The organism is Saccharospirillum sp. HFRX-2, assembly GCF_043196805.1.
GTDB lineage: Bacteria > Pseudomonadota > Gammaproteobacteria > Pseudomonadales > Natronospirillaceae > Saccharospirillum.
In genome coordinates this window covers 38,947-61,465 of record NZ_JBEBMU010000011.1, presented here as the reverse complement: position 1 = coordinate 61,465, position 22,519 = coordinate 38,947, and the positions used below count along the sequence as shown (strand labels likewise).

The window sequence follows — 22,519 nt, the reverse complement described above, 5'->3', positions numbered from 1 at the left end:
CCCCGCTGCGAGGACCTCCATGCACTTCACCGACGAACAGCACGCCATCATTGCGCACCCTTCTGGTCATGCCCGTATCGTCGCCGTGGCCGGTTCCGGCAAGACCTCGACGCTGACTGCCTATCTGGCGCGTCGCCTGAACGAAGGCGTCAATCCGCGCCGCCTGTTGGTGTTGATGTACAACAAGGCCGCCCAGCAGGATGTGTCGCGTCGTCTGGCCACCGAACAGCCCCAGCAGCGGCTGCCCGAAGTGCGCACCTTTCATTCGCTCGGTTATCGCATTCTGCAACGTCTGGTGCACGACGGTGACTTGCCGCCGGTGAATTGGGATTTGCTTAACGATGCTCAAATCGAACCAGTAGTGTGGCGCTTGTTGCGTGCCGCAGCGGTGGATGAGGAGCAGGCCGAAGACATCCTTAGCCGCAAGAAAAAATGGGTCGAGCCGGCGCTGAATTATTTCGAGCTGGTCAAAAGCAGTCTGGCGAGCCCGACCGAAGTCTTCGAGCAAAGCGGACTGCCGAAGGTGTGTCGCCTTTTTATCGAGGTTTTCGACCAGTTTGAGCAATGGCGTGCTGACCAACGCCGTCTGACTTTCGCTGATCTGCTCTACGATCCGGTGCGTTGTCTGCTAGCGCGGCCGGAAGTGGCGCAGCGCTTTGCCGGTCATATGGAGGAAATCCTGGTCGACGAATATCAGGACATCAATCCGATCCAGCAGGCGCTGTTGGAGATTCTGCATGGCGGTCGTGGTCAGGTGATGGTGGTCGGCGATCCGGACCAGACCATCTACGAATTTCGCGGTTCCGAACCGGCGCTGCTGACCGAGGCTTTTCAGCAGCAATTTACCGAGCCCCAGGATTATCAACTGAGTTGGACCTTTCGTTACGGTCATCAATTATCGCTGCTGGCCAACCATTTGATTCAGGCCGGCTCGGACCGGACTGCTGCCGACACACTGTGTTTTTCCCACGCCAGCACACCCAATACCCGAGTGCGTCAGCTGCGCAGCGACGACAGTGCCCAGGCGGCACTGGATTGCATTCGCCATTGGCAGCAAACGCGGCCGTTGACCGACATCGCCGTGCTTAACCGACTCTGGGCCAACAGCGCCCGGCTGGAACTGAAACTGCTGGCGGCGAATCTGCCCTATCGATTGGAAAATCATCGCACCGTGCTGGAACGTTTTGAGCTGGCGCCGTTCTGGGTGTTGCTCGATCTGGCCAGTGGTGAGTTCAGTCGTTACAGCGATGAGCAACGTCGCCAGGCGTGGCGAACTTTATTGACCCAGCCCTACCTGAAAATTCGCAAGCGGGTGGTCGATGAATTACTCGGCCGGCTTACCAACGTCGCGCACGATACCGCTCGTCAGTTGCGCAACGCACTGCCCGATAATTTAGCCAGTTTTCAGGCTGACCAACTGCTGGAACGCGCCCGCTTGATTCAGCGCGCCGAAGAAGGTCGCGTCGGCGCCAGCGAACTGGTCAGCGGCTGGCTGATTGGCACTGACTATCTGAACGCCCTGCGTGACAACGCTTTTTCCGCTCAGCAAGTGGACGATCAAATCGCCACCGTGACTGCCTTCGTCGACTTTATCGCCGCTCAACGCTGGCCGTCGTCAGAAGCTGGCGATCACCTAAGAGCGCTGCAGGAACAGCGACGCGCCACCGGTCAGCACGGCGTCACCCTGACCTCGATTCATAAAGCCAAAGGCCGCGAATGGCCGTGCGTGCTGCTGCCGGAATTGAATGCACGGTTTTATCCGTACCATCCCGAAGGCGATCTAAGCCGACCGGCCTCGGAAGACAGCGAGCGACGCCTGCTCTACGTGGCGCTGACCCGGGCGCGTGACGAAGCAGTGTTGCTGACGCCGCTCAATCGCCAGGAAACACCGGACAGTCCTTTTCTGGTGGAGATGAACTGGGATGGTTGTCGAACTTTGGCCGAGGCGCTGGCGCAATCGGCAACCGAGGTCAGCCTGCCTGCCTCGATGAACCGGCAAGTGGTCGAGCGTTACCTGAACGCCCAGCAACGTCAGTTGACCATTCACTGGGAAGCGCCGGTTATCGACGATCAGGCTGCCGAACCTGGGCGACGTTTGCGTCATCCGAAATTCGGCGCCGGCCGTTTGCTCGACGACGATGGCAGCCGCCTCAGTATTCGCTTTGTGCGCGATGGTCAGGTGCGACAATTTGACCGCAGCCAGACCTGGCCCATGCTGGAATGGCTCGACGAATAACGATCCGTTAGGCATCCGTTGGCCATCGCCACGCGTATCTTGTGCTCCGTTTTCCATTCAGGAGCGTCCTTGTGATTCGATTGCTGTGTACCGCCTTAGTGGCATTAATTCTGACCGGCTGTGCCGGAGTTTCGGTGTCCGACTACGCCGATCGTGAACCGACTTTCGATCCGCTGGTTTTCTTTAATGGCCCGCTCGAAGCTCAGGGTGTGGTGCTCAGTCGCAGCGGCGAAGTACGTCGACATTTTATCGCCACCATCGACGCGAGCTGGGACAAAAATGGCGGCGTGCTCGATGAAGTTTTCCAATGGAGCGACGGCGAACGCCAAACGCGAGTCTGGCGTTTCGAGCGCGATGGTGAACGCAGCTTTGTCGGCCGGGCGGGTGATGTAAAAGGCACCGCCGAGATGCACTACGCCGGCAACGCCGTGAACATGAATTACCGTTTGCTGGTGCCGTTGTCGAGTGGTCGCACCATTGCAGTGACCATGGATGATTGGCTCTACCAGGTTGACGACAACACCCTGATCAATGTCACCGATATGAGTAAGTTCGGCTTCGATGTTGGCCAGGTGGTGCTGACCATGCACAAGCTATAAATCGTTTTAAAAAACGTTTAAAAAATCCGAAAACGTTAGAACTTTTTGGTTCTCTGTCAGCGCTCTGCAAAGGGATTGCTGGCGATTGGTAAGACTCCCCTCGGCCGCTTGAACTTTAAGCACCCGCTTCTTAAAACAGCCGCGTCTGTCGCACTTGCGTCCGCAAGTGCCAGGGGCCGCTCTGGCCCCGACCGACAACCCCAACTAACTGGACTTTGAAGGAGTGTGCGATGCTCGAATGTCAGAGTGTCAGCCGCCGTTTTGGTGACGTTATGGCGGTTGATGATGTCAGTTTTCGGGTGGATAGCGGCCAGATTATCGGCTTGCTCGGCCATAACGGGGCCGGAAAAACCACCATCATGCGCTTGATAACCGGCGCACTGGAACCTTCCTCCGGCCGCGTTTTCTGGGACGGCCAAGACTTGCAAAGCCACGCTTTGGCATTGCACCGCGCTATCGGTTACCTGCCTGAACAATTGCCGGTTTACCCGGAAATGACGTTGATCGAATATCTGGATTACTGCGCCAGCTTGCGCGGTTTAAAAGACATCGCCGCACGTCGTCAGGCGGTGCGTCGAGTCGTTGCCGATACCCAACTGGAACCGAAATTATTCAGCCGCATCCAGACTCTGTCGCGCGGTTACAAACAGCGTGTGGGTGTCGCTCAGGCGCTGCTCACTGAACCGCGTTTGGTGGTGCTGGATGAACCGACCAACGGTCTTGATCCTGAACAAACGCAGCATATGCGCGAGTTAATAAAACGCCTGGGCCAGTCGGCCACGGTCATCCTCTCGACGCACATCATGCAGGAAGTGCAGGCCGTCTGTGACCGGGTGTTGATGGTGCAGCAAGGACACCTGCAACTGGATGCCACCATGGCACAACTTAATGCCAGCCAGCGTTTGCAAATACGCTGCGCCGATAGCGAGGCGGCTCGGCGCTTGTTGGCCGACGTTTCGGGTATTGAAGCCATCGACAGCCACAGTGATGGCGTGCTGTCCCTGGCATTAGCTGAAGCGTCTGACCGCGATCGTCTGGCGGCAGAAGTGGGTCGCCGTTTGGTGCAGGCCGGTGTTGATCTGTATGGCCTGCGCAGTGAATCCCAGGATCTGGAGCGGTTGTTCTTCGCCAGCGAAGCAACCCAGCAACGGGAGACTGCTTATGTGGCTTAAATCGGCTTTGCAGGTTGCGCGTAAGGAAATCAGCATTCATTTTTCGTCACCGTTGGCCTATTTATTCCTGGCCGCCTTCGCGCTGGTAACCGTCTTTATCGTTTTTTGGGTTGATGCTTTTTTTGCTCGTAATATCGCCGATGTCCGGCCGCTGTTTGCCTGGATGCCGGTGATACTGATTTTTCTCGCCGCCGCTTTGACGATGCGTTCCTGGAGTGAGGAACGCCGCAGTGGCACCTTAGAGCATGTGTTAACGCTGCCAGTGCGCAGCGCCAGTTTCGTGCTGGGTAAGTTTTTCGCGGCCTGGGCGATGCTGGCGATGGCCTTGCTGTTGACCCTGCCCATTCCGATGATGGTGGCCTGGATCGGCGAACTGGATTGGGGCCCGGTCTGGGCGGGTTATCTGGCGACGCTGTTGCTCGGCGCGCTCTATCTGTCGATCGGTCTGGCGGTCAGTGCCCGCACCGATAACGCCCTGATCAGCCTGTTGGTGACCGTCGCTGTGGCCGGCGCTTTCTGGTTGATTGGCCATCCGATGATCACTCAGCTGTTGCCCGCCGGTGTGGCCGAAACCTTATCGTTGTTCGGCAGTGGCGCGCGCTTTGAGTCGATCACCCGCGGCATTCTCGATGTGCGCGATCTGTATTACTACCTCAGCCTGACGCTCGCCTTTCTGGCCTTCAATGTTTACAGCCTGGAACAGGTGCGCTGGGACAGCAGCCAGCGCCGGCCCTTGCATCAGCGTTGGCGCTTGGGCGTGACGCTGGTGGTGCTGAACCTGCTGGTCGCCAATTTGTGGCTGCAACCGGTGACCGCGCTGCGCGCCGATACCACGGCCGGGCAGTTGTATTCGGTATCACCGGTGACCCGTCAGACGCTGGCGCAACTGCAGGAGCCGTTGGTGCTGCATGGCTATTTCAGTGCCCGTACGCATCCCTTGCTGGCGCCTTTGATTCCGCAATTGAAAGACCTGATGCGCGAATATCAGGCGCTCGGTCATGGACAGGTCGAGGTAGAGTTTGTCGACCCCACTGCCAACCCTGAAGTGGAACAAACCATCAACGAACGCTACGGCATTGAAGCCACACCTTTCCGGGTTTCGGATCGTTATCAGTCGTCGGTGGTCAGTTCCTATTTCGATATCCGCGTGCAATACGGCGATGAAGAAAAGGTACTCAGTTTCGATGACCTGATCGAAGTCCGGCCGACACCCCAGGGCGATATTGAAGTGCAACTGCGGAACCCCGAATACGACCTGACCAAGACGGTCAAAGCGGTGGTGGAACAATATCGTGCCGGTGGCGATATCTATGCGCTGCTGGACCAACCGGTCACTCTGACTGCTTACGTCTCGCCCGAGGCACAGTTGCCGGCGACGCTGGCAGAGTTCCGACAGACGCTGGTGGATACCGCCGAGTCGATGCAGGCCGCAGCCGACGGTCACTTTGATTGGCAAATCCAGGACCCACAAGCGGGCGATGGCAGCCTGGCGCAGCAAATTGCTCAGGACTACGGTTTGCAGCCGATGGTCGCCGGTTTGCTCGACCCCAATCCGTTCTATTTCTATCTGCGCCTGCACAGCGAAAACCAGAATGTCATCTTGCCGTTGCCCGCAGAGCTGACCGATACGGCACTGCGCGCCAGCCTGGACAGCGGCCTGAAACGCTTCGCCGCCGGACTGAATGCGACCATCGGTTTGGTGGCGCCGAGTCGGGTCGAATCGCCCATGGGACCGCAGCCAGCGGCGCGTCAGTTCAGTTCGCTGCGTCAATGGCTGGCCGACAGCTATGCGGTGCGCAATGTCGACCTTAACAGCGGCCAGGTACCGGCCAACATCGACTTGTTGTTGGTGATGGCGCCGGAAAATCTGGATGAAAACGCCGTCTTCGCGCTCGATCAATATCTGATGCGCGGTGGCCGGGTGGTGCTGACCACCGGCAGCCAGAACATCGAGCTGACCCGGCAAAGCCTGAATGCCAGTCCAATGAGTTCTGGTATCCGTGATTGGCTGGCCGACCAGGGCGTTACGCTCAGCGATAATCTGGTGATGGATCCGCAAAACGCCGCCTTCCCATTACCTGTAGTGCGTCAGGCCGGCGGCTTAAGCTTCCAGGATTTCCGCATGCTGGATTACCCCTACTTCCTCGATATCCGCAGCGACGGGCTGAACAGTGAGCACCCGGCCACGGCGAGCCTGCCGCGACTGACAGTGCCCTGGGCGTCAGCGCTGAGTTATCAGCCGACCTCGGACGACTCGTCCGTCACCGCTGTGACGCTGGCGCAGAGTTCGCCGCAGGCCTGGCTCGGTTCGCCCGACCAGGTGATGCCACGGCTCGACAGCAACGGCCAGGTGAATTATCAGCCGGGCGAAGAGCGCGCAAACCAGCCGGTGGTCTTGGCGCTGAGTGGCCGCTTTGATTCGGCCTTTGCCGGTCAGCCGTCGCCGCTGTTGGATGATCCGGTTTCAGACGCAGACGCGGACAGCGAGACACCGGTGGTGGGTTCGGTGATCAATCGCTCGGCGGAATCGGCGCGCTTGATCGTTATCGGCTCCAACGACTTTGCCACCGACACCACCTTGCAACTGGCCAGTGCGGTCAGTGGTGCCGATGACAGCGGTCAACTGCCGTTGCTGGCCAACCTGGCGGAGTGGTCGCTGGACGACAGCGGGCTGATGAGTATTCGCTCCGGTAATCGCTTCAATCGCACCTTGCCCAGCCTCACGCCCAGCGCGCAACACTGGCTCGAATACGGCACCTATGCCGCTGTGTTGCTGTGTTTGCTGGTGTTGATCGCGGTACAGCGCTGGCGGCGTCGGCAACGCTTGCAGCACTTGGCGCAATGGATCTGAGGAGACGATGATGCTGAACAAAATAAATCGCTGGTTACTGGTGGCGTTGGCAGCACAACTGCTGCTGATCGTCGCCTTATTGAGTGGTCGCTGGCTGGGTCATTCCGGCCCATCGGCCGAGCCTTTGCTGTCGTTGTCGTCAACCCAGGTCACTGAGTTGCAACTAGTGGATCAACGCGACGACGAACCCAGCCAACTGACGCTGACTCAGGCTGACAACGGTTGGCAGTTCGATGTCGACGGCCGCACCCTGCCAGCGTCACCGAGTCTGGTTGAAGCCTTGCTGACGCTGTTGAGTGATACCGAACTGAACTGGCCGGTAGCGTCCAGCGGTGGTGCCGCCGAACGTTTTGCCACCGACGCCGACCACTTTCGCCAACAGCTGACTCTGGTCACTGCTGAGGGCGAACAGCAGTTTTACTTCGGTACCTCACCGTCCTATCAGCAGCTTTATGTCCGACGTGACGGCGACGACGCGGTCTATAGCATCGATCTGGATGCCAGCCAGCTCAGTGCCGATGCGCAGCATTGGCTGGATAATCGCTTATTGCAGGTCGATCCGCAGGCGTTGAGTGAGGCGCAGGTCGACGACATTCAGTTGCTTCAGCAAGACGGCCAGTGGCAGCCACAAAACACTCAGACCGAGTTCAGCCTGAGTGCCTGGCAAGATTGGTTGCAGCGTTGGCAAAGTCTGATTGTCAGCCGGTTGATCGCCGCTGAAGACGCCTCGGCCTTTACCGCTGACGGACCGGTATTAACGGTCGACTTTGGCGAAGCCGGCCGTTATCAACTGTTCCAGGAAGGTGATCGTTATGCGCTGAGCAGCAGTCGATACCCAGGCCTCTTTGGTCTGTCCAACGGTACCGGTTCTGCTTTGGCAAACACCGCGCCGCTGTGGCAAAGCGAGGCGGAGGAAGACAGCGTCACCTCGCCCTAATCCGGCAACCATTCGGGGCGGTACTCTGCCGCCCCTGTGGCTGTTCAACAGCCCTCACCTCTGGCTTAATACGGCCTCATTTTTCTGGAGCAGGGCGTTATGTTGTTAGCCTGGTTGGCGGTCTTAATCGGTCTGGTGGTGCTGGTCTGGAGTGCGGATCGCTTTGTCGATGGCGCGTCTGGAACCGCTCGTTACGCCGGTATGTCACCGCTGTTGATCGGTATGCTGATCGTTGGTTTTGGGACCTCGGCACCGGAGCTGGTGGTGTCGGTGATCGCGGCGACCGACGGCAATCCGGGCCTGGCACTGGGTAACGCTTACGGTTCCAACATCACCAACATCGGTCTGGTAGTCGGGCTGGTGGCGGTGATTGCGCCCATTCAGGTGCAGTCCAGCATCGTGCGTCGTGAACTGCCCATCCTGCTGCTGATCACCCTCTTTGCCGGCTGGCAACTGCTCGATAACGACCTGTCCCGCCTCGATGGCTTCCTGTTGCTGCTGCTGTTCGCCGGCACCATGGGTTGGTCGGTGTTGCAGGGCCGTCAGCCGGGCGATGTGCTCGAGACCGAATACACCGATAACCTCGACAGCCACGCCATGACGCTGCGCGCTGCGCTGCTCTGGCTGGTGGTCGGTTTGGCTGGCCTGGTGCTCAGTTCACGGGCTTTGGTCTGGGGCGCGGTGGAAATTGCCATCGACCTCGGCGTCAGCGACCTGATCGTCGGGCTGACCGTCGTTGCCATTGGTACTTCATTGCCGGAACTGGCGTCTTCGCTGGCGGCGATCCGCAAAAAACAACACGACCTGGCACTGGGCAATGTGATCGGTTCGGGTCTATTCAATACGCTGGCCGTGGTCGGTTTGGCCGCCAGCATCAGCCCGATGCAGATTGAGTCGGCGGTGCTCACTCGTGATTGGGTTCTGATGACAGCGCTGACGGTGCTGCTATTGGTTATGGGCATCGGTACGCGCAAGCGTCAGGGTCGTATTAACCGTCTTGAAGGTGGTTTTTTGCTGGTGATCTACCTGGCGTACACAACCTATCTGGTTAACTTGGCGCTCAGCGGTGGCGCTCCTGTTATCGGTTGAATGGCATCGAAATGAGGCGATCTTTATTTCATCTGGCGTTTAACGTCACCGATCTGGCCGAAGCGCGGCGCTTTTACGGTGAGGTACTCGGTTGCAGCGAAGGACGTTCTACCGACACCTGGGTCGATTTCGAGTTTTACGGCCATCAACTGTCGTTGCATCTGGGTGACGTCTGGACCACGCGCAACACCGGTCAGGTCGATGGCGTGGCGGTGCCGATGCCGCATTTCGGTGTGATCTTGCCGTTGGATGATTGGCAGCAACTGGCTGATCGATTGCAGCAGGCAGGAACGGATTTTGTGATTCCGCCGACGCAACGCTACGCCGGTCAGCCCGGTGAACAGCACACCCTGTTCTTCTACGATCCCTTCGGTAATCCGATTGAAGTCAAAGGCTTCGCCGATTTTGCGGGCTTGTTTGAGCGTTGATTCGAACTCAGGCTGACAGTGAGATGGCGTCGTCATTGATGCCATAGCGCTGGCGAAAAGCGCGTTCTCCGGCTGGACTAAACCTCAGACTGCGCGCTTGCAGATCGCGCCTGGCCCAGCCGCGGTGCAGTAAATCCTCCAGAATCCATTGCCCCAACTGACCTGCCAGATGGCTGCGCCGCTCGCTCCAGTCGAGACAGGCGCGGCATAACGGCCGGCGGCTGCGTTGTGGCGCAAAACCCAAAGCAGCGAAATGCGCTGAACCAAGGTCCGTCAGTTGGCACTGATCGGCATGGCTGTCGATCAGGCCTTGATCACAGAGGGCGTCGTGCAATTGCACTCCCAGTTCGCCCGCCAGATGGTCGTAGCACAGGCGGGCATGGCGCAGCGCCAAGTCATCCGGTCCGGTGGCAATGGTCGGCGCCTGAGCGGCCGCTAAACCCATCAATTGCTCCAGTAATTCCGCCACTGCTGTGCCGCTTAATTCGAAATAGCGATGCCGTCCCTGTTTGCGCAATTGAATCAGACCGCTGCGCTCCAGGCGTGCCAGATGGCTGCTCGCCGTCGATGGACTGATGTCGGCACACAGCGCCAGTTCGGTGGCGGTCAGTGCCTGACCACTCATTAAAGCAGTCAGCATTTGGGCGCGGCTGGGGTCACCCAGTTCGGCGGCGAGTTGAGCGATGTCCGGTTGCATGGTGCGGTCTCGTTGCTGTGCAAGCGCAGCCAGTTTGGGTGAATTCGATGGTGAATACTTCGATGCTCATCGAAGCAAGGCGAGAGCGGCCTTTCTACTCTGGCAACTCCAATGACCAGGAGTCTTGCTATGACCATCAGCTGTTTTATTGAGTATCGCATCGATCCGGCCAAGCGCGAGCAGTTTGCGCAATATGCGCGTCACTGGGGCCGAATTATTCCTGCTTGTGGCGGTCAGTTACTGGGTTATTTTCTGCCTTGGGAAGGCACTAACTATCAAGCCTGGGGGCTGATCAGTTTCGCCAGTCTGGCGGACTATGAAGCCTATCGGGCGCGGTTGCGAAGCGATCCCGACGGCCGTGCCAATTTTGAGTTTGCCCAGCGCGAGGGTTTTATTCTCGAAGAGCGGCGGACTTTTCTGGCGCCGGTTCCGGAAAGCTGTGATTGGTTGACGGAGGCTGCGCAATGATAGCGGTGATTTTTGAGGCGATAGCCAACGAGGCGCGGCAGGACGATTATCTCGCTGCCGCTGAACAGTTGCGGGCGCATCTGGCCAATCAGCCAGGCTTTATTTCTATTGAACGATTTCAAAGTTTGAGCAAGTCGACCAAGTTGCTGTCGCTGTCGTTTTGGCAGGACGAAACGGCGGTGCGGTTGTGGCGCGAACAGAGCGATCATCGCCAGGCACAGCAGTTGGGGAAAACGGAAATTTTTGCGGATTATCGCTTGCGGGTAGCGCAGGTGTTGCGCGACTACGGTCGTTATGACCGGGAACAGGCGCCGACCGACTGAGTCGGCGCCATCGATCAATCAGAACAGTTTCTTACTCGCCAAAGCCGCACCTTCGGCCAGTGACGCCAGTTTCTTCCACACGATTTTGGAGTCGACCTTGCCGACCCCAGCGAAGGTGGCGAAACCGCAGTCGGTGCCAGCCATAACGCGTTCACGACCGACAATGTCGGCGAATTGCTGAATGCGCTGGGCGATCAGTTCCGGATGCTCAACGTAGTTGGAGGTGGAATCAATCACGCCCGGCACCAGAATTTTGTTGTCGGGCAACTTGGTGTCTTTCCAGATTTGCCATTCGTGCGCATGGCGCGGGTTGGACGCTTCGAACAGAATCGCCGACGGCTTGGCTTTCAAGATGACGTTCATGATTTTGCGCAAGTCGATGTCGTGCGTATGCGGGCCTTCATAGTTGCCCCAGCACACGTGCATGCGCAGTTTTTCCGCCGGAATATTCACCAGCGCCGCGTTCAAGGCTTCGACCTGCAATTCGGCCTGGGCCAGGAATTCGGCTTCGCTCAAATCCTGAAAACCGGTGTGACGCGCCATGGCCAGATCCGGGCAATCCAGTTGCAGAATAAAGCCGGCATCAACGATGGCTTCGTATTCGGCCTGCATCGCCTTGCTGATGGCTTCCAGATATTCGGCGATGCTCGGGTAGTACTGGTTCGGCTGGAAGGCGGAAACCACACCGGGCGAAGCGGCGTTCATAAAGGCTTCGGTGACACCGGCGCCATCGACCGCGCTTTTGAAATTCTTCAGATCGAATTCCAGCGGTTCGGTGGTCGAGACTTCCACCGGGCCGGTGCAGCACAGTCGCTTAAAGCTTTGCTTGCCGGCGACCAGCGCCATCTTTTCCTGATATTCCGGGTAGTCGGCCAGATCCAGGGCGACCTTGCGCGCCTGGTGACCGTCAAAACCTTTGAGACGATCCTTGATGTAAGTGGCGTAGCCGATCTTGCTCAGCTCGCCATCGCTGATGACATCGATGCCGGCTTCAGCCTGCAGCTTGACGACTTCGCGCACAGCTTCGGAAACCACGGCTTCAAATTTGCTGGGATCGGTTTCCTCGCCGTGCTCGCGGGCCATCAATACATCCACCACGGCCTGGGAGCGCGGCAGACTGCCGACGTGGGTGGTGAGAATGCGATCGGTGCTCTGTTTCATGGGGCTTTCCTTTTTGTTGGGCAACGGTGCGCGTCGACACCGGTTTTAATGGACGGCAGTGTACAACCTCAAGCCAGGCTCGGCATCTTAAGCGAGCCACAACTGGTAGGCGTGCAGGGCAATAAAATCGATGCCCAGCAGCAGCGGCGCGTACCACCGATTCAGGCGCAGCAGGGCACGGGCCGAGACGCCATAGCGCGATTGCAGCGCCAGCTGGATGCCGGAAAAGGGCGACAGCGCCACGCCCAACGACCAGCTCATCAAAAACACCAGGCCGAGCAGATTGGGATCGTCGATGGCCGGCATCAGTAAACTGCCTGCCAGCGCCACGGTGGTGACCGGATGCATACCGATCATGGCCAGGCCAATCATGATCACCAGCACCACAAAAGCCTGGTTGGCGCCAAACTGCTCAAAGCGAACTTCGACGTTGAACGACGCCAGCAGTGCCGCCACGCCAGCGGCCATGACTGCAGCGGCGAGAAACAGCGACACCTCACCGCCGAGGCGCGATAAACCCAATTGAATATGATCGACCGTGGCGCGCACGCCGCTGCGGCCCTGGCGCAGCGTTACCCATAACGGCGCGAATAGCACGGAAATCAGCGTCACTAAGGTCAACACCGAAATATTTGGCCACCATTGGTGCGCGACCATCACCAGCACGGCCAACAGCATGGGCAGCCAGAGTGAATCCAGATGCATCGGGTAACCGAGGGTTTGATCAACCTGCGGATGGCGGCTGATCTGCCAGATGGTGATGGCCAGGGCGGCCGCAGCGGCGGGCAAACCAACAGTGACCAGCGTTGCCAGTTGCGCACCGGGGGCGCTGATCAGGGCGATACCCATGGCGGCGAAAAACGGCGACCAGAAAGCGGCGGTGCTGAAACCGCGCAGTATCACCAAGGCCTGTAATGAGCTGAGTTTTCCGGACTGGGATAAGCGGTCGCCGATGATGGCGATGGTCGACATATTGATCACCGAACCGATCAAATGGCCACCGAGCAAGGTACGAATCAGCGCTGCTTTACCGACCGGGCGATCATCGGCGCCGTCGATTGCCGTGCTGCCGACCAGACGCAAAAAGCTGACGCCCATCAGCATGGCGATCACCGTCTGGTTGGCTTCCAGGGCTTTGCGCAAATAGAGCCAGTCGGCACCGCGCAGTAAACCCAGGCTCAGTCCAAGCACGCCGCAAGCGAACATGGCGCGCACCTGCCAGCGTTGCGGACCTTTCAGGCTGCCGAGTAACAATAAAGCGGCTAACCAGACCAGCACACCGGCGGACCAGGCAGGCCAGGGATCATAGAGGGCAGCGCTGATGGCCAGTGTAATAACGCCCATCAGCGTCCAGCCGGCCAGCCGGAAACGCCAGGCATTGGCGCTGGCCGGTGAGTTTGTGGTCATGGCAGGATAGTGGACGGTTGCATCGTACAAGCATAACCGAAGCGGTGCGGCTGGCTCGACTGCCGCTGCTGAATGGACCGTTCCAGTGACGGTCGATCCAGACGGCTAGTCTGTACGTATTGAGCCATTCGGGTATTCACAGTTTAACGAGGTTCGCATGCGCTTGACCGCGCCCTGCAACAGTCAGGATTTTACCGTTCAGGATGTTTACGGCCAGTCGATTCGCTTGAGCGATTATCGTGGCCGTCGCGTCATGCTGAGTTTTTTCCGCGATGCCGCCTGTCCGTTCTGCAGTTTTAGAGTGCACGAATTGACGCATCGCTACCCGGACTGGCAACAGCAAGGCTTGGAAATTCTCGCCGTCTTCAGTTGCAGCGACCAGGACGTGCGGCGCCATGTGTCGCGTCATCCACGGCCGTTTCGATTGATTGCCGATCCCGATCTGCAGCTTTATAACGACTATGGTGTCGAGCAGTCGCTGTTGGCGTTATTCAAGGCGGTGGTGTTTAAGTTGCCGCGTATTGTGCGCAGCCTGAGGGTGGGTGGTCGTCCCGATCCGAACAATCCGCATATTCGTCTGGTTCCGGCCGACTTCCTGATCGATGAACACGGCCAGGTGGTTGATCTGTGGTATGGCCGCGATACCAGCGACCATATTCCCCTGGAGCGGGTCGATGCCTTTGTGCGCGGCCAGAAGCCGGCGTCATCGAACGCTGCCTGACAAACCTTTGCAGCGCGCCGGTCAGGCCCTAGAATCAGAACAAATTTTAGCCAAAGGCGTGCCATGACCACCGATCGATCCCTGTCCAGGCTGCAGATGGCGCTGCAGACACGCATTCTGGGTCAGCCGGAGCTGATCGAGTCCCTGATGTTAGCGCTGCTGGCCGACGGTCATCTCCTGGTTGAAGGCGCGCCAGGCCTGGCCAAGACCACGGCCATTAAGGCCTTGGCCGCCGCCATTGATGGCGATTTCCAGCGCATTCAGTTCACCCCTGATCTACTGCCCGCTGACGTCACCGGCTCGGACATCTACCGCGCCGAAACCCATCGCTTTGAGTTTCAGCCCGGCCCGGTGTTCGCCAACCTGGTGCTGGCCGATGAGATCAACCGGGCACCGGCCAAGGTGCAGTCGGCACTGCTCGAAGCCATGTCGGAGCGTCAGGTTACCGTGGGTGGTACTACTTATACCTTGCCCGATCCGTTTCTGGTGATGGCCACGCAAAACCCCATTGAACACGAAGGCACCTACGCCTTGCCGGAGGCGCAGCTGGACCGCTTTTTGATGCGCGTGCGACTGGATTACCCGGATGCCGCCACCGAACGCCGCGTGCTGGAACTGGCGCGGCGGCGTGAAGCCCAGGTGGCCGACGAACCGGTCACCCTGGCCAGTCTGGCGGAGCTTAGCGCAGCGCGACGGGCCTTGAACGATGTCCACGTGGCCGAGGCGGTGAGCGACTACATCGTGCATCTGGTCGATGCCACCCGGCGTCCGGCTTACTACAGCGGCCGCCTGGCCGATGTCATCGAATTCGGTGCCTCACCGCGCGCCACCCTGGCGCTGGAACGGTGCGCGCGCGCCCTGGCCTGGCTCGAAGGAGAGGACTTTGTTACGCCGGATCAGGTGCATCGTTTGGCGCATCGCATTCTGGAGCATCGGCTGGTGCTGTCCTTGTCTGGCCAGGCCGAAGGCTGGACGCCCAGCGCCGTGGTCGATCATCTGTTGGACAGCGTGGCGGTACCCTGATGCAGGCCGATCTGGCGCCGGCGGGCACCGAGGTCCGGCTGGCGGAATTATTGGCGTTGCGGTTGATCGCAACGGATCTGTCGCGCCTGCCGTCGCGCCCGGCGCACCATCATCTGGACGGCGAGCAACGCAGCCGCCAGCGTGGTCAGGGCCGCGAATTTGCCGAACTGCGCGCCTATCAAAGTGGCGAAGATGTGCGCCGCATCGATTGGCGCGTCACCGCCCGGCGTAATGAACCCTATGTGCGCCTGTTCGAAGCTGAACGTCGTCAGCCGCAACTGATCTGGCTGGACCTCAGCGCCAGCCTCTATTTCGGTACGACCAAGGTATTTAAGTCGGTACTGGCCAGCCATTGGGCGGCCTTTCTCTGCTGGCGGCTGATCAGTCTGGGTCAGCCGGTGCGTTTGCTGGTGACCGGCCCGGGCATCGAGCTGTGGCTTAATTTACGACGTCCGGCCGACGTGGCGGCCGCCTGTCAGCGCTTGGCGCAGGCGCACGGTCAGTTGGCTCAGGCTCATCTGAATGGCAGCGCAGCGCCGTCGGTCGGACGTATCCAGGCGGCGTTATCGGGGCGGCCGACACTCTGGTTGTTGTCGGATCTGAGCCATTGGACACCGACGGCGCTGGATCTGGCGCTGCCGATGCAACGGCTGAACGATTTGACCGTGCTGCAACCGGTCGATGCGGTGGAGGCCGAATTGCCGGCGGTGGGTACGCTGTCGATAAACAATGGTGCCCGTGAACAGCGTCTGTCGACCGATGCTGCCCGGGTTCGACATCGTCATCGTCAGGCTTTTGCCGAACGTCAGGATGACTGGCGGCAGTGGTCGAAGCGTCGCCAGGCGCATTGGTTGCCGACCGCCAGCCAAGCCTTTAACTGGTCGGAGGTGCGCCAATGGCCGCTGCCGATCTGAGTCAGCTGAGTGCGCAGTTGCTGGCTAACAGTGCGCCGCCGGCGCCTTCTGCCTGGCCACCGGCCTGGCCGTTCTGGGTTTTGGCTTTGCTGCTGATCGCTGCGCTGGTGCTCCTAGTGGTTTACCTGCGTACCAGTGCGCGCCGGCGCCATTATCTGAAGGCGTTGCGGCAGTTGAAAAAGCGGCCGCCGCAAAGTCGGCTGCGCTTATTACACGCCTTGCTGCGCAACGCTGGTGGCGCCCGGGTGCGGCAACTCAACGCCCAGGCGTTCGCCGATGTTATTGCCCAGACGTTGGGGCAATCCACGGCGCCGGCCTGGGTAAACGCTCACTATCGGCGGCGCACTGTACGCATTAACTGGCGCGATGCGCGCCGTCTGATTCGGCGGTGGTGCCGATGATTTTCGCCTGGCCCTGGGCGTTGCTGGCGCTGCCCTTGCCCTGGCTGCTGTGGTGGCGTTTGCCGGCACGTGCCACCGCCGATCGCTTGCGGCATCCAGTGGTGCAAGGTTGGCTGGGCGACAGCAATGAGCGCGAGCCGGCGCGTTCCGGTCGGGCCGGATTCTGGTTGTGGCTGGTCTGGGCGCTGTTAATCGTCGCGCTGGCTCGCCCACAAACCCTGGGTCCACCGCTGATACCGGCGCAACCCGGGCGCAACATGATGCTGGTGGTGGATCTGTCCTTGAGCATGGCCGAGGCCGATATGCAGTGGCAGAACCAGACTGTCAGTCGCTATCAGGCGGTACAGGCGGTGGTCGGTGACTTTGTACGCCAGCGTCGCGGCGATGCCCTGGGGCTGATTGTCTTTGGTGATTTTGCTGCCTTACAGGCGCCGTTAACGCCGGATGTCGATGCAGTTGAAGCGGTATTGGCCACCTTGCAGCCGGGCATGGCCGGTAACAGTACCGCCATTGGTGATGCGTTGGCGCTGGCGGTGCAGCGCTTGCGTCAGGCGCAGGCCGAAGAGGCGGTGATTATTCTGTTATCGGATGGTGAAAACACCGCCGGCGAGTTGCAGCCGTGGCAAGGCGCGGAGGCGGCCGAGGCCAGTGGCGTGCGCGTGCACAGCATCGGTTTTGGCGCCGACCCGCGGTTAGGCGTCTTCAGCATGACCAACAGCACCGTCGATGAAGCCACCCTGTCGGCTATTGCCGAACAAACCGGGGGGCGTTATTTCCGGGCGCGTTCGACGCAGGAGCTGGCGACGGTGTATCAGCAACTCAATGCTTTAGAGCCGAGCCGGCAACGGTCGCTGAACAGTCGTCAGACCCACGACTGGTTCTGGCTGCCGTCGTTGGCGGCGTTAGGCTTGCTGACGTTGGGTCGGGTGATGCATAGCCAGAGGAACTCGGCATGATGTTGCTGCGCCCCTGGCTGTTGCTGCTGCTGTTGCCCTGGATGTTGACCTGGTGGTGGAGCCGGCGTCGCCGTCGCAGCGGCAGCTGGTCGCGCTTGATTCAGCCTGAGTTACTCCGCGCGCTCGATCATCAACCTGGTCGTGACCCGGTCGGTCATCAGTGGATGCTGGGCCTGGCCGGGGTGCTGATCATCGTCGCCCTGGCCGGGCCGGCGCGCACCCAGCCGACCACCACCGGGCTGAGTTACGGCAATCTGGTGGTGATCCTGGATAACAGCCTGTCGATGGCCGCTGAGGATCTGACGCCCTCGCGGCTGGAGCGCGCCCGTCGCACCGTGCTCGACTGGGCCGATTCGGGTTTGTTCGAACGCACCGCCGTCATCATCTATTCCGCCTCGGCGCATTGGCTGATGCCCTTGACCGAAGACGCCCAAACCCTGGCGCTGCAACTGGAGCAACTGGACCCCTTCCAGATGCCGCGTTATGGCAATCGTCCTGATCTGGCCTTTCAACTGCTCGGTGAAAAACAGTCGCAACTGGCGGGTCAGCCACTGCATCGGCTGTGGCTGACTGACGATCCGGGCGGCGACTTACTGGCCGAGGTCGACAGCAGCAACCCTGCCGGTGGCAGCACCTGGATCATGCCGGTCGGCACGGAACAGGGTGGCCCTATTCCGCTGCCCAATGGCGATGGCTTTGTCACCGACGGTGATCGTCTGGTGGTCGCCAGTCTGGACCGCGACGCCTTTCAACGCGCTGCCCGGCGGCTCGATGGTCAGTTACTGGCCTTGGGTTCTGAACCACCCGAACAGTGGTTGACGGCGCGCCGCAGTGTCGGTCTGGCCGGGTCGTCGTTGCAGGATATCGGGCCCTGGTTATTGCTGCCGGCGTTAGTCTTGCTGTTGCCCTGGTACCGGCGTGGTCTGGTGTTTGCGCTGCCGTTTTTGGTAGCGCAACTGTTGCTCTGGCAGCCGATTCCGGTTGCGGCCGAAGCGCTGTTGCAGAACTCGGAGCAGCAGGCTTTTCAGGCCTGGCGTCATGGCGAGCTGGAACGCAGCCGTGACTTAACCGAACGCCCTGAACTCCAGGCTCAGTTGGCCTTCGAGGCTGGCGATTACGCCACGGCCGCGCGCTATTGGAGCCAGCTCGACAGTGCCGATGCGCATTACAACAGAGGCAACGCTCTGGTGTATCAGGGTGAGTTGGAAGCAGCGTTGGCGGCCTATGACCAGGCGCTGGCGAAGAGTGACCACCCGGCGGCCCAATACAATCGTCAGTTGGTGGCCGATTTTCTGGCGCAGAACCGGCCACCGGAAGAAGACCATGCACAGCAAGAGGAAGCGCAGCCGACGCAGTCGCTCGGTCTCGATCAAAGCGAGACGGACGCTCAGTCCGCCCAGGGTGATGCGACGGCCGATCCCATTCTCGATGCGCAACAGCGGGTGCAAAATGCGCGTCTGGAGCAGTTGCTGAATCGGGTGCCACCACCGCGTGGCAATCTGCTGGAGCGTCGGCTGCAGCAGGAATACCGCCAGGCGCCGAGTGACGATCCGGGAGCGACGCTATGGTAGCTCGTCTGCTGCTATTGATATTCGTGCTCAGCGTCGCCTTGGGGCGCGTCTGGGCGGCGGTCGAAGTCGAGGTCGATCGCAGCCGGCTGTATCAGGATGAACGGCTGGAACTCACCATTCGCGCCGACCCGGACAGCGCCCGCTATCCGCTCGATTTGACGCCGTTATCGGCGCTCTTTGATATCGATCAGCAAAGCCAGGGTCAGCGTTTGCGGCGCGCCAGCAATGGCAGCATTCAAGCCTGGCGCGAGTGGCATCTGTGGTTGCGGCCGCGTCATATTGGCACCTTGCAGGTGCCGTCGTTTCGATTGGGCGATGAGCGCAGCGAACGCATTCTGATTGAAGTGCTCGATCCGGCCAATCGTGGTGATGCGCTGCCGGCTGACGCCGTTCGCCTGGAAGTGAATCTGGCCGAGCGCGAGCTGTACATCGGCCAGCCGACGCAACTGACCATCGATCTGTGGTATCAGGTGCGCTTGCAGGGCGAATACGCGAATTTGAGTTTTGGCGACTTTAACGTCGAACTGCTCGATGAAAACAACGTCACCGAATACCGCAATGGCCGGCAGTTGCGGCGCTATCGTTTAATCTACCGGCTGACGGCGGATCATCCCGGTCAACTGGAACTGCCGCCGATTCGTTTTGTCGGCCAATATCAGGCCGGCCCTTATGGTGAACGGCGCTCGGTTGAACGCACGCATGCGGCGATCGGCATAGCGGTGAAACCCATTCCCGCTGAGTACCCTGACGATGCCGCCTGGCTGCCGGCGCGGCAATTAAGTCTGAGTGATAATCTGCCCGGGCAATTGCAGTTAGCGGCCCACGCCCATCAGGAGTGGACTGTCACCACCGAAGTTGAAGGTCTGCCACCGACGCGCCTGCCTGACCCGCTGGCCGGCCTGGGTGGCGATGCCTGGCGTCTGTATCGCAACGCGCCGGAGTTTGATGACCACCAGCGCCGCGATTTGGCGGCCCTGGTGTTTACCAAACCCGGCCGTCAGCGCTTGCCGGCGGTGCGTTTACCCTGGTGGGATCTGCAGCGCGATCAACTGGCCTATGCCGAGCTTCCGGCGCGTACCGTTGAGGTGACGCCGGAGGCCAGCCAGGCGCTGCAACCGACACCCTTGGCGGAGTCGGTATCGCCTGAAACGGTTTTGCCGAGCCGCCTTGTCTGGCCCTGGATCAGCCTGGCGCTGGCGGTGGGGTGGTTGTTCACTGCGTTGGTGTTGTGGTTCAGGCGTCGGCGCAAGACACTGAACAAAGCCGCAGATTCAGCCAAAGCACCGACTCCCGCCAAGGCGTTGCGCCCGGCGGATTTGCTGGCCGAGTCCGATCCACTGCGCTTTCGGCAGGCCTTGTTAGCTTGGCTGGAACAGGAAGGCATGGAACCGTATCAGGCACTGGCGCAACTGTCCGGTTCGGCGGCTGCGGTCTGGGGACGTATAAATGCCGGCCTGTACGGTCGGCAATCGATAGCGGCACCGAGCCGCGCCGAACGCAAGGTGTTACTGGCAGCCCTGATAAAACGCCAGCGCCGGGCACAACCAACCGAGCCAGACCCGACCCAGCTTTATCCCGACTGATCGGCCGGCAGCCAGCGGGCCAGCATGGCGGCCAGTGCCTGACGGCGCAGCGGTTTGGTCAGATAACCGTCCATACCAGCCTGCAGCGCTTCGCGCTGGTGGTCCATCATGGCGTGGGCGGAGAGGCCGATAATGGGAACCCGACGCAAGGCTTCATCGTCCAGAGCGCGGATGCGCCGCGATGCTTCGTAGCCATCCATCACCGGCATTTCACAATCCATCAGTACCAGATCAAAGGCTTCCGTCTGCAGTCGGGCCAGAGCTTCTGCGCCATTTTCGGCCAGCACCACCGACATGCCCAGATAGTGCAACATGCCTTCGGCAACACGCTGGTTCACCACATTGTCTTCCACCAACAGCAGATGGGCGGGACGCAGTGGTCGCTGCGGCGCTTCCTGGTGCTGCGCTGACGCCTGGACCGGTGCGCCCTGATATTGGCTCAGTTCAATATCGAACCAGAAGGTCGAGCCCTGTCCCGGCTGACTGGTGAAACCGATGCGGCCATTCATCAGTTCAACCAGGCGCTGACAGATCGCCAGACCCAAACCCGTGCCGCCATAATGGCCCTGGCTGTGCGCCTGGAAGAAGGCATCGAAGAGCGCGCTTTGTTGATCCGGGCTGATGCCGATACCGGTGTCGCTGACCTCAAAATGCATCTGGTTGGGCCGGTCGGTACAGCGCACCCGCACTTCGATCTGTCCCTGGTCGGTGAACTTCAATGCATTGCCGAGCAGATTCAACAGCAACTGGCGCAAGCGATTGGGGTCACCGTTGACGCGTCTTGGTAAGTCGGGATCGAGGGTGACGGTCAGCGCCAGACCTTTGTCTTCGGCCGGCTTGATAAACAGCGCCAGCGTTTCGTCGACCAGATCGGGCAGATCGAAATCAATGATTTCCAGTTCCAGCTTGCCGGCTTCGATTTTCGACAGATCAAGAATGTCATTGAGGATGGTGGTCAGGGCCTGGGCAGAATTGAGAATGGTGGCCAGATAATCGTGTTGGGTGGCGCTCAGTTCGCTGTCCTGCATCAGTTCGGCCATGCCGATAATGCCATTCATCGGGGTGCGAATTTCGTGGCTCATATTGGCCAGGAATTCGTTCTTGTGGGCGTTGCTGATGCGCAACTGCGTCAGCGTATCTTCCAGTTGCTGAGTGCGTTGCTGGATCTGTTGTTCCAGGTTTTGCTGATGTTGTTTGATGCGCAACGAACGGTCGGCCAGTTGCACCTGCAGGCGATTCAAGGTGACCGCCAGCAGGCCGATCTCGTCGCCTTCGCGGGTCAGCCAGGCGGGCAGCAATTGGGCCCGAAAAACATCGTCTTCAGGTTCGATGGTGGCGATGACGTCCTGCATTGCCTGCAGCCGGTTTTCGACCAGACGCCGCACCGACACGGCCGTTACCAGCACCAGGATGACACACAGCAAAACCGCGCTGATGGCGGTGAAGGTGAGGTTGCGCCAGCTTTTGCCCAGGATAACGCCGACATCAGAGTAAACCTCGACGCGACCGACCGGGTATTGCACACCGTTGGCCGGGAAGACGATATCGAGCGTAAAACGTAGCCGCTTGTTGATCAGGTTGCCAATGCTTTCGATGTGGATGTCGGGATAGTCGTTCAGTTCAAAACGCTGGCTGGGGCTGGGCCAGGTATTGTGCGGGCCGCGCCATTCGTTCAGCGCGATGTCTTCGGATTCGATAAACACCGCCGTGATCAGCGGATGTTCATAGAGCAGGTCGGCAGAGGCTTCAATCTGAACCGGATCGAAACTCCACAAAGCATTGGCTAAGACATCGCGGCTGCTGGCCAGAGTGAAGGCAATGTCGCGGGCACCGGATTCTTCTTCGAGTGAGTATTCGAGGCTTAATTGAATGCTGGTGGTGAGCACCACCAGGGTAACGAACAGGCCGGCGATCCAGACCAATAAACGCCGGGACAAGGACAGTCGTTTCCGTGACGGAGCCAGGACAGGTTTGGGCACAGG

Annotated in this window: 20 protein-coding genes; 16 read left to right on the top strand and 4 right to left on the bottom strand. The window is 59.9% G+C overall.

What is annotated here, in order from left to right:
- Positions 1-19: 19 nt before the first annotated feature.
- From ABMA60_RS17245 to ABMA60_RS17215, 7 genes are all read left to right on the top strand, one after another.
- Positions 20-2,236 (top strand): ATP-dependent helicase, encoded by a 2,217-nt coding sequence (locus ABMA60_RS17245; RefSeq protein WP_392805768.1) that lies wholly within the window; start codon positions 20-22, stop codon positions 2,234-2,236.
- 71 nt (positions 2,237-2,307) lie between these two features.
- Entirely contained in the window at positions 2,308-2,835 is a 528-nt protein-coding gene (locus ABMA60_RS17240) for a DUF3833 domain-containing protein (protein ID WP_392805766.1), read from the top strand.
- Between the two features lie 230 nt (positions 2,836-3,065).
- Positions 3,066-4,007: an ABC transporter ATP-binding protein gene (locus ABMA60_RS17235; protein WP_392805763.1), complete on the top strand. Its 942-nt coding sequence runs from the start codon at positions 3,066-3,068 to the stop codon at positions 4,005-4,007.
- A complete protein-coding gene (locus ABMA60_RS17230; RefSeq protein WP_392805761.1) occupies positions 3,997-6,858 on the top strand; it encodes a Gldg family protein in 2,862 nt (953 codons plus the stop codon). Before ABMA60_RS17235 ends, ABMA60_RS17230 begins: the two co-directional genes overlap by 11 nt.
- Positions 6,859-6,868: 10 nt before the next feature.
- A complete protein-coding gene (locus tag ABMA60_RS17225) occupies positions 6,869-7,795 on the top strand; it encodes a DUF4340 domain-containing protein (protein WP_392805759.1) in 927 nt (308 codons plus the stop codon).
- A gap of 99 nt (positions 7,796-7,894) precedes the next feature.
- The gene (locus ABMA60_RS17220; RefSeq protein WP_392805757.1) at positions 7,895-8,884 is read left to right on the top strand and encodes a calcium/sodium antiporter; all 990 of its coding nucleotides are present in this window, start codon (positions 7,895-7,897) and stop codon (positions 8,882-8,884) included.
- Between the two features lie 11 nt (positions 8,885-8,895).
- Positions 8,896-9,312 carry a VOC family protein gene (locus tag ABMA60_RS17215; protein WP_392805755.1) on the top strand — a complete coding sequence of 139 codons (417 nt, stop codon included), beginning with the start codon at positions 8,896-8,898 and terminating at the stop codon, positions 9,310-9,312.
- Positions 9,313-9,319: 7 nt separating this feature from the next.
- Here ABMA60_RS17215 and ABMA60_RS17210 read toward each other — a convergent pair whose 3' ends face one another.
- Entirely contained in the window at positions 9,320-10,009 is a 690-nt protein-coding gene (locus ABMA60_RS17210) for an ArsR/SmtB family transcription factor (protein WP_392805752.1), read from the bottom strand.
- A gap of 129 nt (positions 10,010-10,138) precedes the next feature.
- Here ABMA60_RS17210 and ABMA60_RS17205 point away from each other — a divergent pair, with 129 nt between their 5' ends.
- The gene (locus ABMA60_RS17205; protein ID WP_392805749.1) at positions 10,139-10,477 is read left to right on the top strand and encodes an NIPSNAP family protein; all 339 of its coding nucleotides are present in this window, start codon (positions 10,139-10,141) and stop codon (positions 10,475-10,477) included.
- Entirely contained in the window at positions 10,474-10,800 is a 327-nt protein-coding gene (locus ABMA60_RS17200; RefSeq protein ID WP_392805747.1) for an antibiotic biosynthesis monooxygenase family protein, read from the top strand. The genes ABMA60_RS17205 and ABMA60_RS17200 overlap by 4 nt, the downstream gene beginning before the upstream one ends.
- Before the next feature lie 18 nt (positions 10,801-10,818).
- On the opposite strand, the gene ABMA60_RS17195 is transcribed toward ABMA60_RS17200, so the two are convergent.
- Both ABMA60_RS17195 and ABMA60_RS17190 read right to left on the bottom strand, forming a co-directional pair.
- A complete protein-coding gene (locus ABMA60_RS17195; RefSeq protein ID WP_392805745.1) occupies positions 10,819-11,961 on the bottom strand; it encodes a cobalamin-independent methionine synthase II family protein in 1,143 nt (380 codons plus the stop codon).
- Positions 11,962-12,048: 87 nt separating this feature from the next.
- The gene (locus ABMA60_RS17190; protein WP_392805743.1) at positions 12,049-13,368 is read right to left on the bottom strand and encodes a hypothetical protein; all 1,320 of its coding nucleotides are present in this window, start codon (positions 13,366-13,368) and stop codon (positions 12,049-12,051) included.
- A gap of 157 nt (positions 13,369-13,525) precedes the next feature.
- On the opposite strand from ABMA60_RS17190, the gene ABMA60_RS17185 reads away from it, so the two are divergent.
- The 7 genes from ABMA60_RS17185 (at position 13,526) to ABMA60_RS17155 (ending at position 20,537) form a co-directional block, all read left to right on the top strand.
- Positions 13,526-14,089: a peroxiredoxin family protein gene (locus ABMA60_RS17185; protein WP_392805741.1), complete on the top strand. Its 564-nt coding sequence runs from the start codon at positions 13,526-13,528 to the stop codon at positions 14,087-14,089.
- Positions 14,090-14,152: 63 nt separating this feature from the next.
- Complete coding sequence (locus ABMA60_RS17180; protein ID WP_392805738.1) at positions 14,153-15,112, top strand: AAA family ATPase; 960 nt, start codon at positions 14,153-14,155, stop codon at positions 15,110-15,112.
- Positions 15,112-16,026 (top strand): DUF58 domain-containing protein, encoded by a 915-nt coding sequence (locus ABMA60_RS17175; protein WP_392805735.1) that lies wholly within the window; start codon positions 15,112-15,114, stop codon positions 16,024-16,026. The genes ABMA60_RS17180 and ABMA60_RS17175 overlap by 1 nt, the downstream gene beginning before the upstream one ends.
- Positions 16,008-16,427 carry a DUF4381 family protein gene (locus ABMA60_RS17170; RefSeq protein WP_392805732.1) on the top strand — a complete coding sequence of 140 codons (420 nt, stop codon included), beginning with the start codon at positions 16,008-16,010 and terminating at the stop codon, positions 16,425-16,427. The genes ABMA60_RS17175 and ABMA60_RS17170 overlap by 19 nt, the downstream gene beginning before the upstream one ends.
- Entirely contained in the window at positions 16,424-17,383 is a 960-nt protein-coding gene (locus ABMA60_RS17165) for a VWA domain-containing protein (RefSeq protein WP_392805729.1), read from the top strand. The genes ABMA60_RS17170 and ABMA60_RS17165 overlap by 4 nt, the downstream gene beginning before the upstream one ends.
- Positions 17,380-18,954, top strand: coding sequence for a VWA domain-containing protein (locus tag ABMA60_RS17160; protein ID WP_392805726.1), 1,575 nt, complete (start codon positions 17,380-17,382; stop codon positions 18,952-18,954). The genes ABMA60_RS17165 and ABMA60_RS17160 overlap by 4 nt, the downstream gene beginning before the upstream one ends.
- Positions 18,948-20,537 carry a BatD family protein gene (locus tag ABMA60_RS17155; RefSeq protein WP_392805724.1) on the top strand — a complete coding sequence of 530 codons (1,590 nt, stop codon included), beginning with the start codon at positions 18,948-18,950 and terminating at the stop codon, positions 20,535-20,537. The genes ABMA60_RS17160 and ABMA60_RS17155 overlap by 7 nt, the downstream gene beginning before the upstream one ends.
- Here the strand turns inward: ABMA60_RS17155 and ABMA60_RS17150 are convergent.
- Complete coding sequence (locus ABMA60_RS17150) at positions 20,525-22,516, bottom strand: ATP-binding protein (protein WP_392805722.1); 1,992 nt, start codon at positions 22,514-22,516, stop codon at positions 20,525-20,527. The two genes, ABMA60_RS17155 and ABMA60_RS17150, sit on opposite strands and share 13 nt — an antisense overlap.
- Positions 22,517-22,519: the final 3 nt, after the last annotated feature.